Source organism: Nocardioides sp. Leaf307 (assembly GCF_001423135.1).
Taxonomy (GTDB): Bacteria; Actinomycetota; Actinomycetes; order Propionibacteriales; family Nocardioidaceae; genus Nocardioides; species Nocardioides kribbensis.
Window position 1 is genome coordinate 1,857,782 of the sequence record NZ_LMNY01000001.1, and the last position, 14,164, is coordinate 1,871,945.

The 14,164-nt window shown below is 72.6% G+C and carries 13 protein-coding genes; 9 read left to right on the top strand and 4 right to left on the bottom strand.

Annotated features, from left to right (window positions below):
* Positions 1-62 precede the first annotated feature (62 nt).
* From pafA to ASF50_RS08580, 8 genes are all read left to right on the top strand, one after another.
* The gene (pafA, locus tag ASF50_RS08545) at positions 63-1,424 is read left to right on the top strand and encodes a Pup--protein ligase (RefSeq protein WP_056864422.1); all 1,362 of its coding nucleotides are present in this window, start codon (positions 63-65) and stop codon (positions 1,422-1,424) included.
* Positions 1,425-1,532: 108 nt separating this feature from the next.
* Entirely contained in the window at positions 1,533-2,489 is a 957-nt protein-coding gene (locus tag ASF50_RS08550) for an FKBP-type peptidyl-prolyl cis-trans isomerase (RefSeq protein ID WP_162242371.1), read from the top strand.
* Positions 2,486-3,475, top strand: a complete 990-nt coding sequence (locus ASF50_RS08555) for a helix-turn-helix transcriptional regulator (protein ID WP_056864424.1) — start codon at positions 2,486-2,488, stop codon at positions 3,473-3,475. Before ASF50_RS08550 ends, ASF50_RS08555 begins: the two co-directional genes overlap by 4 nt.
* On the top strand, positions 3,472-4,482 hold the full coding sequence (locus tag ASF50_RS08560) for a helix-turn-helix transcriptional regulator (RefSeq protein WP_056904057.1): 1,011 nt from the start codon (positions 3,472-3,474) through the stop codon (positions 4,480-4,482). Before ASF50_RS08555 ends, ASF50_RS08560 begins: the two co-directional genes overlap by 4 nt.
* Before the next feature lie 85 nt (positions 4,483-4,567).
* Complete coding sequence (gene tatA, locus ASF50_RS18405; protein WP_082500281.1) at positions 4,568-4,855, top strand: Sec-independent protein translocase subunit TatA; 288 nt, start codon at positions 4,568-4,570, stop codon at positions 4,853-4,855.
* Positions 4,856-4,877: 22 nt separating this feature from the next.
* Positions 4,878-5,714: a twin-arginine translocase subunit TatC gene (gene tatC / locus ASF50_RS08570; protein WP_056864426.1), complete on the top strand. Its 837-nt coding sequence runs from the start codon at positions 4,878-4,880 to the stop codon at positions 5,712-5,714.
* Entirely contained in the window at positions 5,711-6,142 is a 432-nt protein-coding gene (locus tag ASF50_RS08575) for a hypothetical protein (protein ID WP_056904058.1), read from the top strand. Before tatC ends, ASF50_RS08575 begins: the two co-directional genes overlap by 4 nt.
* A 10-nt stretch (positions 6,143-6,152) precedes the next feature.
* Positions 6,153-8,969 (top strand): DEAD/DEAH box helicase, encoded by a 2,817-nt coding sequence (locus ASF50_RS08580; RefSeq protein WP_235557594.1) that lies wholly within the window; start codon positions 6,153-6,155, stop codon positions 8,967-8,969.
* Between the two features lie 117 nt (positions 8,970-9,086).
* Here the strand turns inward: ASF50_RS08580 and ASF50_RS08585 are convergent, their stop codons facing one another.
* Both ASF50_RS08585 and ASF50_RS08590 read right to left on the bottom strand, forming a co-directional pair.
* Positions 9,087-9,743, bottom strand: a complete 657-nt coding sequence (locus ASF50_RS08585; RefSeq protein WP_056904059.1) for an SDR family oxidoreductase — start codon at positions 9,741-9,743, stop codon at positions 9,087-9,089.
* A 77-nt stretch (positions 9,744-9,820) separates the two neighbouring features.
* On the bottom strand, positions 9,821-10,726 hold the full coding sequence (locus tag ASF50_RS08590; RefSeq protein WP_056864684.1) for a 5'-3' exonuclease: 906 nt from the start codon (positions 10,724-10,726) through the stop codon (positions 9,821-9,823).
* 77 nt (positions 10,727-10,803) lie between these two features.
* Here ASF50_RS08590 and ASF50_RS08595 point away from each other — a divergent pair, with 77 nt between their 5' ends.
* Positions 10,804-11,259 carry an Lrp/AsnC family transcriptional regulator gene (locus tag ASF50_RS08595; protein ID WP_082502899.1) on the top strand — a complete coding sequence of 152 codons (456 nt, stop codon included), beginning with the start codon at positions 10,804-10,806 and terminating at the stop codon, positions 11,257-11,259.
* A 252-nt stretch (positions 11,260-11,511) separates the two neighbouring features.
* On the opposite strand, the gene ASF50_RS08600 is transcribed toward ASF50_RS08595, so the two are convergent.
* Both ASF50_RS08600 and ASF50_RS08605 read right to left on the bottom strand, forming a co-directional pair.
* Positions 11,512-12,459 (bottom strand): type IV toxin-antitoxin system AbiEi family antitoxin domain-containing protein, encoded by a 948-nt coding sequence (locus ASF50_RS08600; protein ID WP_082500283.1) that lies wholly within the window; start codon positions 12,457-12,459, stop codon positions 11,512-11,514.
* A 175-nt stretch (positions 12,460-12,634) separates the two neighbouring features.
* Positions 12,635-14,101 carry a KamA family radical SAM protein gene (locus tag ASF50_RS08605; RefSeq protein ID WP_056904060.1) on the bottom strand — a complete coding sequence of 489 codons (1,467 nt, stop codon included), beginning with the start codon at positions 14,099-14,101 and terminating at the stop codon, positions 12,635-12,637.
* Positions 14,102-14,164 lie beyond the last annotated feature (63 nt).

A 14,164-nucleotide genomic window follows, 5' to 3' on the forward strand; every position in this document is an offset into this window, starting at 1 on the left:
AGTCGCCGCCCGCTGCGGCGTTCCGCCCCCCGATCCCGCGCGGAGCGACGTACTGTCTCCTCATGGACCGTCGGATCTTCGGGATCGAGAACGAGTACGGCGTCACCTGCACCTTCAAGGGGCAGCGCCGGCTCAGCCCCGACGAGGTGGCGCGCTACCTCTTCCGCAAGGTCGTCAGCTGGGGCCGCAGCAGCAACGTCTTCCTGCGCAACGGCGCCAGGCTCTACCTCGACGTGGGCAGCCACCCGGAGTACGCCACCCCGGAGTGCGACGACATCACCGAGCTGGTCACCCACGACAAGGCGGGCGAGCGGATCCTCGAGGGCCTGCTGCTCGACGCCGAGCAGCGGCTCCACGACGAGGGCATCGCCGGTGAGATCTACCTGTTCAAGAACAACACCGACTCCGCCGGCAACTCCTATGGCTGCCACGAGAACTACCTCGTGGGCCGCGCCGGGGAGTTCTCCCGCCTGGCCGACATCCTCATCCCCTTCCTGGTGACCCGCCAGATCATCGTCGGTGCGGGCAAGGTGACCCAGACCCCGCGGGGCGCCTCCTACTCGGTCTCGCAGCGCGCCGAGCACATCTGGGAGGGCGTCTCGAGCGCCACCACGCGCAGCCGTCCCATCATCAACACCCGCGACGAGCCGCACGCCGACGCCGAGAAGTACCGCCGCCTGCACGTCATCGTCGGCGACTCCAACATGAGCGAGACCACCACGATGCTCAAGGTCGCCACCTGCGACCTGGTGCTGCGGATGATCGAGGAGGGCGTGGTGATGCGCGACCTCACCATGGAGAACCCCATCCGCGCGATCCGCGAGATCTCCCACGACATGACGGGGCGGCGCAAGGTGCGCCTGGCCAACGGCCGGGAGGCCAGCGCCCTGGAGATCCAGGGGGAGTACCTCGCCAAGGCCCGCGACTTCGTCGACCGCCGCGAGATCAGCACCCCCACGATCGAGCGCGCGCTCGACCTGTGGGAGCGCGGGCTCAAGGCGGTGGAGTCCGACGACCTGGGGCTGGTCGACCGGGAGATCGACTGGGTCATCAAGTGGAAGCTCATCGAGGCCTACCGCGCCAAGCACGGCCTGCCGATGGGCCACCCCCGCGTCGCCCAGCTCGACCTGGCCTACCACGACATCCACCGCGGCCGCGGCCTCTACTACCTGCTGGAGAAGCGGGGAGCCGTCGCGCGGGTCACCCACGACCTCAAGGTCTTCGAGGCCAAGTCGGTGCCCCCGCAGACCACCCGGGCCCGGCTGCGCGGCGACTTCATCCGCCGCGCCCAGGAGCGGCGCCGCGACTTCACCGTCGACTGGGTGCACCTCAAGCTCAACGACCAGGCCCAGCGCACGGTGCTGTGCAAGGACCCCTTCCGCGCCGAGGACGAGCGGGTGCAGCGACTCATCGACGGCATGTGACCCGGCGAGGGGCCGCAGGCCGCGGTGGGGCCGCCTCGTAGGATGCAGGTCGCTCCTGGGTCACCGGCCACCGCCGGCCCCGACGACCGCCACGTGAAGGATGTACCGGTGTCACGACACCTCCGCAGGCCGCTGGCCGTGCTGCTCCCGCTGCTGCTCGCCCCCACGCTCGTCTCGTGCGGCGAGGAGGTCGGCGCCCAGGGCGAGACCTCCGAGGGCCTGTCCGCGCTGAGCATCGAGGGCGACGTCGGCACCGACCCCGACGTCACGTGGTCGTCGGCCATGAGCTTCGACGCCGACGCCGACCCCGAGGTCGAGACCCTCGTCGAGGGCGACGGCCCGGAGGTCACCGCCGAGGACACCGTGCTGGTCAACTACTGGGTCGGCAACGGCTACACCGAGAGCCAGAGCTTCAGCACCTACACCGACGACGGCGCGCCGCAGGCGCTCGACCTCTCGGCCGAGGACCTGGTGCCGGTCTTCACCGACCCCCTGGTCGGCCAGACGGTGGGCTCGCGCGTGGCGGTCGCCTTCAACGCCGAGGAGCCCTTCGGCGGCGCCGGCAGCCCGGCGCTGGGCATCGGCAACCAGGACCCGGTCGTCATCGTCTTCGACATCATGGGCCCCTACGACGTCTCCGAGCCCTACGAGACCGAGGGCGCGGCCTGGACCCCCGACCTGGTCCTCGACGAGGACGGCAACCCCGAGGCGATGCGCTTCAAGGGCCGCCCGCGCCCGACCGGCGAGCTGCGCAGCCAGACCCTCGTCGAGGGCGACGGCCCCGCGCTCACCGCCGACGACACCGTGCAGGTCAAGTACCTGGGCCAGGTCTACGCCAAGGCCAAGCCCTTCGACGGCAACTACGACAAGCCCGACTTCCTCACCTCCCCGTTGAGCGGGCTGGTCGAGGGCTGGGCGCAGGGCCTCGAGGGCGTGCCGGTCGGCTCGCGCGTCGTGCTCGCCATCCCGCCGGAGCTCGGCTACGGCGCGAAGGGCAACCCCGACGCCGGGATCACGGGCACCGACACGATCTACTTCCTGATCGACATCGTCGGCGCGGGGTGAGCGTCCGCAAGAGCGAGCGCCTGCTGAACCTGCTGATCATGCTGCTGGTCCAGCGGCACTTCGTGCCCAAGGAGCGGATCCGCTCGATCCTCTACCCCGGCTCGTCCTCCGAGGCGTTCGAGAAGATGTTCGAGCGCGACAAGGACGAGCTGCGCTCGCTCGGGGTGCCGATCGAGGTGGGCAGCATGGACACCTACTTCGACGACGAGCCCGGCTACCGGATCCGGCCCGACGAGTTCGCCCTGCCCGACATCGACCTGACCCCCGACGAGGCCTCGGTCGTGGGCCTGGCCACCCGGGTCTGGCAGCACGCCAAGCTCGCCGACGCCACCACCGAGGCCGTGCGCAAGCTCCGCGCGCTCGGAGCGCCGGTCGACGTGACGGCCCTCGACATCGTCGAGCCCCGCCTGAGCGCCGAGGAGCCGTCCTTCGACGCCTTCTGGGAGGCCACCGCCGAGCGCACCCCCGTCGTCTTCGGCTACCGCCGCCCCGGCCAGGACGAGGTGACGACCCGTCACCTCCAGCCCTGGGGCGTCACCCGCTACTCGGGGCGGTGGTACGTCGTGGGCCTCGACACCGACCGTGGCGAGGAGCGCGTCTTCCGCCTCTCCCGCGTCGAGGGCGAGGCGCGGCCCGACGGCCCCGCCGGCTCCTACGACGTGCCCGCCGGCACCGACGTGAGCGCGGTGGCCCGGCGCCTGGCCCCGGCCCCCGTGGTGCAGCGCGCCGTCCTGCTGGTGCGCCGCGGCGCGGGCCACCAGCTGCGCCGCGGCGCCGCCGGGGTGGAGACCGACGTGGTGGGTCCCGACGACCACACCACCTGGGACCGCGTGGTGCTCGAGCGCGACACCCTCGGCCTGGCCGACGAGGTGCTCGGCCACGGCGCCGACGTCTGCGTCGAGGAGCCGCTCGAGCTGCGGGCCCAGGTCGTCGAGCGGCTCCGGGCCGGCCTCGACCGTGCCAGCACGGCCGGCGGTGTCGCATGACCCCGCCGACCCCCGCCCCCGCCCCGGGCGCCCGCGACCAGGTCGCGCGGCTTTTGACGCTGGTGCCCTACCTCCACGCCCACGGCCAGGTGCGCCTCGACGAGGCGGCCGCCGCCCTCGGGGTGGCCCCGCGACAGCTGCTCAAGGACCTCAAGGTCCTGCTGATGTGCGGTCTGCCCGGGGGCTACCCCGACGACCTCATCGACGTCGACCTCGACGCCCTCGAGGACCCCGACGGCGACGGCGTCGTCCGCGTGACCAACGCCGACTACCTCGCCCGTCCGCTGCGGCTGACCCCCACCGAGGCCACCGCGGTGATCGTGGCGCTGCGGGCCCTGCGCAACGGTGCACGCCCCGACACCCGCGAGGTCGTCGACCGCGCGCTGGCCAAGCTCGAGGCGGCCGCCGCCGCCGGGTCGGCCGCACCCCGCATCGACCCGGGCGCCGACGGGGGAGACCCCGACACCGCCCTGCTGGCCACCCGCCTGCAGGACGCCGCCGACCGGGGGCGCCAGGTGGACCTGACCTACTACGTGCCCAGCCGCGACGAGGAGTCGGTGCGCACCGTCGACCCGCGCGGCGTGGTCTCCACCGGCGGCGTCGCCTACCTCGACGCGTGGTGCCACCTCGCTGGGGCGCCACGCCTCTTCCGCCTCGACAGGATCCGTGAGGCCGTCGTCTCCGAATCACCTGTCGTGACCGACCCCGAGCCGCCGCGCGACCTCGCCGAGGGCATGTTCGCGCGCTCGGGCGGCGCCACCCCGGTGACGCTGCGCCTGGACCCCCCGGCGCGGTGGGTCGTGGAGTACTACCCCGTCGAGGAGGTGCGGCCCCAGCCCGACGGCGGTGTCGAGGTCGACCTGCTCGTCGCCGACCCGCGCTGGCTGACCCGCCTCCTGCTCCGGCTCACCCCGCACGCCCGCGTGGTCGACCGCGACGGCGCTCACCCAGAGTTCACCCAGACGTACACAGCAGCGGCCAGGTCAACCCTCGGTCTCTACACATGACGAGGCGTACAGTGGACCTCGTCGCGGTCGACGCCTCCGGGCACCCGACCGAGACCCGCACGCACACCCAACAGAGAAGGTCCTGATGTTCCTCCCCATGATCGGCATGCCCCAGGGCGCGGAGTGGCTCGTCATCCTCGCCATCGTCATCCTGGTCTTCGGTGCGGCCAAGCTCCCCGACCTCGCCCGTGGCACCGGCCAGGCGCTGCGCATCTTCAAGGCCGAGACCAAGGGCCTCAAGGACGACGACGACAAGGAGGGCACCGCCGCCGACACCACGCCGGCCGCCGAGCTCCCGCCGTCGCCGACCCCCGCCCCCACCCCGGCCGAGGACCTGACCGAGCAGCGCCCGACCGACCAGCACCGCAGCTGAGCCGCGACGACACCTCCCACCCGTGTCGATCTCCGGAGTCGTCAAGCTCTTCGTCGGTAAGCCGGTCCACCCGATCGGGTCCGACGGCCGGATGGCCCTCTCGGACCACCTCCGGGAGCTGCGCGCACGCATCCTCAAGGTCGTGCTCGCACTCCTGGTCACCCTGATCATCTCGCTGTTCTTCTTCGACCCTCTCTTCGCGGTCGTCAACGACCCCTACCAGCAGGCCCAGGACGCCCTGGGTGCCGACCGCACCCAGGCCACGACCTCGGGCGCCGGCGGCGGTCTGCTGCTCTACCTCAAGCTGTGCGGCCTGGCCACGCTGGTGCTGACCAGCCCGGTCTGGCTCTACCAGATCTGGGCCTTCATCCTTCCGGGGCTGCACCCCCACGAGCGCAAGTGGACGCGCGTCTTCGCCGCCATCGCCGGCCCCCTGTTCTTCGCCGGCATCGTGCTGGGCTACGTCACGCTGCCCAAGGGCCTCGAGGTGCTCATCGGGTTCACCCCCGACGGGCTGACCAACCTCGTGGAGTTCAACGAGTACCTCACCTTCTTCAGCCGCACCCTGCTCGTCTTCGGCATCGCCTTCGAGATCCCGCTCTTCGTGGTGATGCTCAACCTCGCCGGCGTCGTCAAGGGCAAGTCGCTGGCCGCGCACCGGCCCTGGATCATCGTCGGCGTCTTCCTCTTCGCCGCGGTCGCCACCCCCTCCACCGACCCCTTCACCATGACGTTCATGGCCGTGCCGATGGTGCTGCTCTTCTTCGTCTCCGAGGTCATCGCCCGGTGGAACGACAAGCGGCGCGCCGCGCGCGGCATCAACGCCGGGCTCTCGCCCGACGAGATCTCCACCCTGTGAGCGCCGCCGCCACGCTGCACGACCTCGACCCCTTCGAGCTGCCCGAGTGGCTCGGGGAGGACGACGTCACCTGGGCCGCCGAGTCCGGGGTGCTCAGCGGCCACCGCGTGACCGGGGTGCTCTCGGGGCGCGCCGCCGGGTCGGGTCCGCTGCCGTGCGACCTGCTCGCCGTCGACGAGGCGCACCCGCGCCCCGTCGCCGCCGACGACGTCCGCTCCCGCGCCCACCTGGCGTGGCGCCACGGCCAGGTGCTGCTGGTGCAGCCGGCCGACGGCGCCGAGGAGGACCGGTTGACCCTCGCCGTACCGGGGCGGTCCTTCAGCGCCGACCTGGTGCTCGACGCCCTCGGGCGCCTGGCCAAGGCGGTCGGCGGCTCGCCGGAGCACTACAGCGTCCTGCTGCGGATCGGGGTAGGGCCGCTCCCGTAGGTTGGGGGCCATGAGCACGGCTGACGAGATGACCCCGGCCGAGCGCTACGCCTCCTACCGCGCGCACCGCAGCCACCCCGTCGTCCACGACTTCGAGGCGATGTACGACTTCGGCCTCGACGACTTCCAGCGTCGCGCGTGCCGCGAGATCGAGGACGGCCGCGGCGTGCTGGTCGCAGCGCCCACGGGGTCGGGCAAGACCATCGTGGGGGAGTTCGCGATCCACCTGGCCCTCCAGACCGGGCGCAAGGCGTTCTACACCACCCCGATCAAGGCGCTGTCGAACCAGAAGTACCACGACCTCGTCGCCCGCTACGGCCCCGACCAGGTCGGGCTGCTGACCGGCGACAACACCGTCAACGGCGAGGCGCCCGTGGTGGTGATGACCACCGAGGTGCTGCGCAACATGCTCTACGCCGGGTCGCGCACCCTCGACGGCCTCGGTTTCGTGGTCATGGACGAGGTGCACTACCTCGCCGACCGCTCCCGCGGCGCGGTCTGGGAGGAGGTCATCATCCACCTGCCCGACTCGGTCACCGTGGTGTCGCTGTCGGCCACGGTCTCCAACGCCGAGGAGTTCGGGGAGTGGCTGGAGACCGTGCGTGGCGACACCACGACCATCGTGGAGGAGAAGCGGCCCGTGCCGCTCTACCAGCACGTCATGGTCGGCAAGCGGCTGCTCGACCTCTTCGCCTCCTCCGACGTCGACGCCGCCGCCGGCTTCGTCAAGGAGGGCGCCCCGGTCAACGAGGAGCTGATGAAGGTCGCCCGCGACGACTGGGCCGCCTCCCGGATCAAGGACCGGCGCTCGCCCAAGGGAGCGCGCGGCAAGGGCGGGCCCAAGCAGGTCGGCAACGGCCGGCGCGTCTGGATCCCCAGCCGCTACGACGTCATCGAGCGCCTCGACCGCGAGGGCCTGCTGCCCGCGATCGTGTTCATCTTCAGCCGGGTCGGGTGCGACGCCGCGGTCTCGCAGTGCCTCAACGCCGGCATCCGGCTCACCACGCCCGAGGAGCGCGACGCCATCTACGCCTTCGTGGAGCAGAGCTGTCGCCACCTGCCCGACGACGACCTCCACGTGCTGGGCTACCACGACTTCCTCGACGGGCTCACCCGCGGTGTCGCGGCCCACCACGCCGGCATGCTGCCGGCCTTCAAGCAGGTCGTCGAGGAGCTCTACCTGCGCGGGCTGTGCAAGGTCGTCTTCGCCACCGAGACCCTCGCGCTCGGCATCAACATGCCTGCACGCACCGTGGTCATCGAGAAGCTCTCGAAATGGAACGGCGAGACCCACGCCGACATCACCCCGGGGGAGTACACCCAGCTCACCGGGCGGGCCGGGCGCCGCGGTCTCGACACCGAGGGCCACGGCGTCGTGCTCTGGCAGCCCGGCACCAACCCGCGCGAGGTCGCCGGCCTGGCCTCGACCCGCACCTACCCGCTGCGCTCCTCCTTCCGGCCGTCTTACAACATGGCCGTCAACCTGGTCCACCAGTTCGGCCGCGAGCGCGCGCGGGCCACGCTCGAGCAGTCCTTCGCGCAGTTCCAGGCCGACAAGGCGGTCGTCGGGCTGGCCCGCCAGCTCCGCAAGAGCCAGGACGCCCTCGAGGGCTACGCCGAGGCCGCGCAGTGCGACCGGGGCGACTTCATGGAGTACGCCCGGTTGCGCAAGCGCATCGGCGAGGTGGAGAAGGACGCCAGCCGCGCCAAGCGGGCCGACCGCCGCGCCGAGGCCATCGAGTCGCTGCGCCTGCTCAAGGTGGGCGACGTGATCGAGGTGCCGACCGGCAAGTTCGCCGGCCTGGCCGTCGTGGTCGACCCCGGCTGGGACGAGGAGGCGCCGCGCCCCTCGGTGGTGACGATGGACCGTCAGGCCCGCCGGCTGGCGATGATCGACTTCCCGACCCCGGTGCAGGCGCTCACCCGGATCAAGGTCCCCAAGAGCTTCAACGGCCGCAACCCCCAGATGCGCCGCGACCTGGCCTCCGCGCTGCGCTCGCGCACCCAGGGCGTCGTGCCGCCGCCCAGCGCCGGTGGCGGCTCGCGCCGCTCCTCCATCGCCCGCTCCGGGGCCGACGAGGAGGTCCTGGGGCTGCGTGCGCAGCTCAGGGCCCACCCCTGCCACGACTGCCCCGACCGCGAGGACCACGCACGCTGGGCCGAGCGCTACTTCAAGCTCGAGCGCGACGCCACCACCCTGCAGCGCCGGGTGGAGAACCGCACCAACACGGTCGCACGCCAGTTCGACCGCGTCTGCGACGTGCTCAGCGCGCTGGGCTACCTCGCCCCCGACGGCGACGACCCCAGCGACGCGCGGGTCACCGACCGGGGCAAGCGGCTGATGCGGCTCTACTCCGACATGGACCTGCTGGCCGCCGAGGCCATCCGCGAGAAGCTCTGGGACGCCCTGCCCGCCTCCGGCCTCGCCGCCGCCCTGTCGGCCCTGGTGTTCGAGGCCCGTCGCGCCGAGGACCCCACCTCGCCCCGCCTGCCCGGCGGCGCCACACGCGAGGCCATGACCGCCACGGTGCGGCTGTGGGGGGAGCTCGACCGGCTGGAGAAGGACCACAAGCTCGACTACCTGCGCCAGCCCGACCTCGGCTTCGCGTGGATCGCCTACCGCTGGTGCGAGGGCGACGACCTCGACGACGTGCTCGGCGACAGCGACATGTCGGCCGGCGACTTCGTGCGCCGCATGAAGCAGCTGCTCGACCTCGGTGGCCAGGTCGCCGACGCCGCCGGCGACACGCCCCTGCGGCGTACGGCGCGGGAGATGATCACCCGCATGAAGCGCGGCGTCGTCGCCTACTCCGGTCTGCCCGACTGACCCGGTCCGCCCCCGGCCCGCGAACGCACGACGGCCCGCCACCGGGATCGGTGGCGGGCCGTCGTGGGAGATGGCGAGGCAGGGGGTGGGGCTGGGGGCGGAGCTGGGGGTGGAGGCTCAGACCGCCTGCTCGATCGCCGCGGCGACCGGGGTGGACCCACCGACCAGCTCCCACTGCTTGCCGATCGTGCGGTCGTCGACCAGGCACGCGGCCACCACGGCGGCCACGTCGGCGCGGGAGACCTCGCCGCGCTCGAGGGTCTCGGCCAGCGCGACCTGGCCGGTGCCCGGGTCGTCGGTCAGGCCGCCGGGGCGGATGATCGTCCAGTCCAGGTCACTGGCCCGCAGCGCCTCGTCGGCGCCGCGCTTGGCGTCGACGTAGGCCTTCCACGCGTCCTCGACGTCGTCGCCCACGGGGTTGTCGACGCCGATCGCCGAGACCTGCACGAAGCGGCGGATCCCGGCCTTGCCGGCGGCCTCGATCGACTTGGTCGAGCCCTCGAGGTCGACGGTGCGCTTGCGCTCGATGTTGCCGTCGGCGCCCCCGCCCGCGGCGAAGACGACCGCGTCGCAGCCCTCGAAGGCCGCGGCGAACCCGTCGGCGTCCTGCGCCTCGATGTCGAGCAGGCGCACCTCGGCGCCCAGGGCCTCGAGCTCGGAGCGGTACTCCTCCTTGCGCACCAGGGCCACCGGCACGTGGCCGTGGTCCTTCAGCACACCGTGCAGCTGCTGGGCCACCTTGCCGTGGCCCCCGACGATCGCGATTCGACTCATGCCGTCCAACGTACGTCGCCCCCGCGCCGCGCCGATCACCCGAGCGGGGGGTCGGGGCGGGCGGCCCAGCGGGCGGCTCAGGCCTGGCCGAGCACGCCGAGCAGGCGCTGCACCGGCGACTCCAGGCCCCAGCGCGCGGCCAGGTCGGCCAGCCGCTCGGGGTCGGCCGGCGAGGAGGGCAGCGCCGTGGGGGAGCGCTCGAGGTCGATGTCGCGGGCCACCGCGACCACGCGGGGCGCCACGGCGAGGTAGTCGGTGGCGGCCAGGACCTTGGCCCGCGGGCCCTTGGCCAGGTCGGAGTCGGGGTCCTGGGCGGCGGCGAGGATGGCGGGGATGTCGCCGTGGCGCGACAGCAGCGTCGCGGCCGTCTTGTCGCCGACACCGGCGACGCCCGGCAGCCCGTCGGAGGCGTCGCCCCGCAGGGTGGCGAAGTCGGCGTACTGCCCGGCGCCCACGCCGTACTTGGCGCGGACCCAGGCGTCGTCGACCCGCTCGTGGTTGCCGACCCCGCGCGCGATGTAGAGCACCCGGACGTCGGCGGCGTCGTCGACGAGCTGGAAGAGGTCGCGGTCGCCGGTGACCACGTCGACGGGCTGGCCCGCGCCGGTGGCGAAGGTGCCGATGACGTCGTCGGCCTCGAAGCCCGGGGCGCCCACGACCCGTAGGCCCACGGCCTCGAGCACGTCACGGATGATCGGCACCTGCACCTGCAGCGGGTCGGGCACCTCCTCCACGTCGGGGTCGGACTCGACCTCCTCCACGACGCGGTGGGCCTTGTAGGAGGGCAGCAGGTCGACGCGCCACTGCGGGCGCCAGTCGTCGTCCCAGCAGCAGACGAGGTCGGTGGGGCGGTAGTCGCCGACGAGGCGGGAGATGAAGTCGAGCAGGCCGCGCACCGCGTTGACCGGGGTGCCGTCGGGGCCGGTGATCTCCGGGACGCCGAAGAACGCGCGGAAGTAGAGCGACGCCGTGTCGAGGAGCATCAGGCGGCCGGGGGCGTCGGTCTGCGGGCTGGTCACGCCCGGCAGTCTCCCACGCGGCCTGCCCTACGCTGTCGGCCGTGACCACATCCGACGTCGAGGCCACCGACCGCAGGATCCTCGAGCTGCTCGCCACCGACGGGCGGATGTCCTACACCGACCTCGGCAAGGCCACCGGGCTGTCGACGTCGGCGGTGCACCAGCGGGTCAAGCGCCTGGAGACCCGCGGCCTCATCCAGGGCTACGGTGCCACCATCAACCACGCCGAGATCGGCCTGCCGCTGACCGCGCTGATCTCCATCCGGCCCATCGACCCCTCGCAGCCCGACGACTGCCCCGACCGGCTCCAGCACCTCACCGAGATCGAGTCGTGCTGGTCGGTGGCCGGCGAGGAGTCCTACGTGCTCAAGGTCCGCACCGCCACCCCCGCCGCCCTCGAGGACCTCCTGGCCCGCATCCGCCACGCCGCCAACGTCTCCACCCGCACCACCATGGTCCTCTCCACCTACTACGAGAACCGCCCGGTGACCGGCTGAGGGTGGGTCGGCGCCGGCGGCGGGTTTCACCAGCCGGCTGGCGAAACCTGCACCTGTCGGCCCACGCGTCGGCCGACAGGTGCGGGTCTGGGCCGACCAGTCGGCCGATCTCCGATTCTCGAGGGGGACGAGGAGCCCACCGGGGCCCGGTCGCCGAGCCGTGCGCCCCGAGACCCGTGCCGAGACCCGTGCCGAGACCCGTGCCGAGCCCCGGGCCCAGACCCAGACCTGGGCCGGGCGCGGGGCCGTGGGTCAGGCGGCCCAGACGCCGCCGGCGAGCACGGCACGGACGCGTGCGACGGTGCGCTCGGGGTGCTGCAGGTCGGCCCAGGTCAGTCGGACGCAGCGCCAGCCGGTGAGACCGACGACGAGCTGCTCGCGCCGACGCTCGCGCAGCAGGGCATCGGCCGCGGACTCGCCGGGCGCCAGCAGCGTCGTGTACTTGACCTTGCCGTCGACCTCGGCGAACACCCCGAGGTCGGGCCAGGCGAAGTCGAGTCGGGCGACGATCGCCCCGCGGGCGTCGCGGACGACGTACTGCGGGGTCGGTGTCGGCAGGTGGTGGCGCCAGAACAGGTACATCGTGCGCGACTCGGCGACGCTCTCGCAGCGCCCGTCGGCCAGTCCGACGACCAGCCGGGCGTGGAGGTGGCGGGGCCAGCGGACCGTGCTCGTCAGGCCCTGCCGCAGCGCGGGCACGGAGGTCTCGCCGCGGTGCAGGAGCGCATTGGTGACGACCAGACCGTGCTCGACGTCGGTGAGGCTGATGACGTCGAGGGCGGTGCGCGTGCCCGACGTCGCCCAGCGGCCGTCGCGGCGGGTCAGGTCGCCGACCCTGACCGTCCCGCGGTGCTGCGCCACCCCGGCCTGCGAGCGACCGGCTCGGGCGTCGGTGCGGGTGAGGTGGACCGTGTCGGGCAGGTCCCACACCTCTGCGCCGAGCAGGTCGGCCGCACTGGTGTGCGACAGCACCACGTGGGAGCGCGCCGCCTGGTAGGCCGCCTCGGCCACCAGCAGCCGGCGCCGGCGTGCGTCGGCGCCGCGCCACAGCGCACCGGCGCAGTAGGCGCCGTGGCGCAGCCGGTGCCACTCGCCCGAGCGCACCAGTCGCGCGATGCTCTTGTCGTCGTGGCCGAGCGCGAGTGCGTCACGGGTGGAGAAGACGTCGCTCACAGCGTGGAGGCGTGGGGTCGGGTCCATGCCTCGGAGGATGACCGGGCCCGACCCGACTCAATCCGCGGTACGGCGCGCCTGTGGACAACCCCGCGGCACCGGAGCCTGTCGGCCCGGACCCGCACCTGTCGGCCCGCGCGTGGGCCGACAGGTGCGGGTTTCGCCAGCCGGCTGGCGAAACCCGCGACGCGCGGTCAGCGACTCACCAGGCCTGGAGGGCGGCGGTGCGCCGGGAGGCCTCGGCCATCTCGGCGGCCTTGAGGGCGGAGGTGTCGAGCTCGCCGTGCTCGGCCCACCAGTCGCGGCCGGCCTGGGGGAGGGTGTGGATCGGGTCGTAGTACTCGAAGGTGCGGGTGAGCGCCTCGGGGTCGGCGGCCTCGATGGAGGTGCGGTAGTTCTTCGTCCAGTAGGAGATGCCGCGCTCGGTGTCGTAGTCGGCGAGCTGGTGCACCCAGCGCTTGCCGACGAAGGGCACGTCGCAGACGATCCGCGGGGTGGCGAAGCCGGGGAGGTAGCCCATGATGTGGTGCTGCAGGCGCTGGGCGTCGGCGACCGAGACCCGCCAGTGCTCCGAGAACGGGATCATGTCGCACATGTAGAAGTAGTAGGGCATGATCTGCGCCCCGTCGAGCAGCCGGAAGCACAGGTCGAGCAGCGCGTGCGGGTCGGCGTTGACGCCGTTGAGCAGCACGCCCTGGTTGCGCACGTCGCGCACGCCGGCCTCGAGCATCGCGCGCGTGGCCTCGGCGACCAGCGGGGTGATCGAGTTGGCGTGGTTGGCGTGGGTGTGGATGGCCAGCGAGACGCCGCGGGCGCGGGCCAGACCGGCGACGCGGGCGACGCCCTCGCGCACGTCGTCCTGCAGCCAGTGCTGGGGGAGCCCGACGAGGGCCTTGGTGGCCAGGCGGATGTCGCGCACGTTCTCGATCTCGAGCACCGACATCAGGAAGGCCTCGAGGCGGGGCCACGGCATGTTGGCGACGTCACCGCCGGAGACGACCACGTCGCGCACCGAGGGGGTGCGGCGCAGGTAGTCGAGCATGTCCTCGATGCGGTTGGTGGGCTTGCCGGCGAACTTCAGCTTCTCGATCACCGGGGTCGAGTTGCCCACGAGGTCCATGCGGGTGCAGTGGCCGCAGTACTGCGGGCAGGTCGGCAGCAGCTCGGCCAGCACCTTGGTGGGGTAGCGGTGGGTGAGGCCCTCGGTGGCCCACATGTCGTGCTCGTGCAGCGAGTCGCGGGTGGCGTAGGGGTGGGAGGACCAGTCGGTGCGGCGGTCGGAGAAGACCGGGATCATGTAGTGGCGCACCGGGTCGGCGTAGAAGGCGTCGGTGAGCGAGCCGCGGCCGGCGGGCTCGGTGGTCGGCGCCATCGTGTTCATCATCTGCGGCGGCACGAGCATCGACATGGTGGCGCGCTCGGCCTGGTCGCGCTCGAGGTCGGCGTAGAACCGCTCGTCGAGCAGGTCGCCCATCAGCTCGCGCAGCTGGCGCACGTTCTTGACGCAGTGCGAGCGCTGCCACTGCACCGAGGCCCACTCCTCGGCGGTGACGTCGCGCCAGCCGGGGAACCGGGTCCAGTCGGGCTCGACCAGCTCGACGCGGCGGTACGGGTACGGCTGACCCGTCTGGTCCTCCACCAGGGAGGCGATGGACGTCTCGATGCTCATAAGGGAACCGTAAACGAAGATCCTCCTGCGTGTCGAACCACGCGCCGCAAGATCTTCGGTATC

Bases quoted from the DNA above. Each gene is read 5' to 3' on its own strand.
- pafA (WP_056864422.1), top strand. From the start codon at position 63: ATGGACCGTCGGATCTTCGGGATCGAGAACGAGTACGGCGTCACCTGC.
- ASF50_RS08560 (WP_056904057.1), top strand. From the start codon at position 3,472: ATGACCCCGCCGACCCCCGCCCCCGCCCCGGGCGCCCGCGACCAGGTC.
- tatA (WP_082500281.1), top strand. From the start codon at position 4,568: ATGTTCCTCCCCATGATCGGCATGCCCCAGGGCGCGGAGTGGCTCGTC.
- ASF50_RS08580 (WP_235557594.1), top strand. From the start codon at position 6,153: ATGAGCACGGCTGACGAGATGACCCCGGCCGAGCGCTACGCCTCCTAC.
- ASF50_RS08585 (WP_056904059.1), bottom strand. From the start codon at position 9,743: ATGAGTCGAATCGCGATCGTCGGGGGCCACGGCAAGGTGGCCCAGCAG.
- ASF50_RS08590 (WP_056864684.1), bottom strand. From the start codon at position 10,726: ATGCTCCTCGACACGGCGTCGCTCTACTTCCGCGCGTTCTTCGGCGTC.
- ASF50_RS08600 (WP_082500283.1), bottom strand. From the start codon at position 12,459: ATGGACCCGACCCCACGCCTCCACGCTGTGAGCGACGTCTTCTCCACC.
- ASF50_RS08605 (WP_056904060.1), bottom strand. From the start codon at position 14,101: ATGAGCATCGAGACGTCCATCGCCTCCCTGGTGGAGGACCAGACGGGT.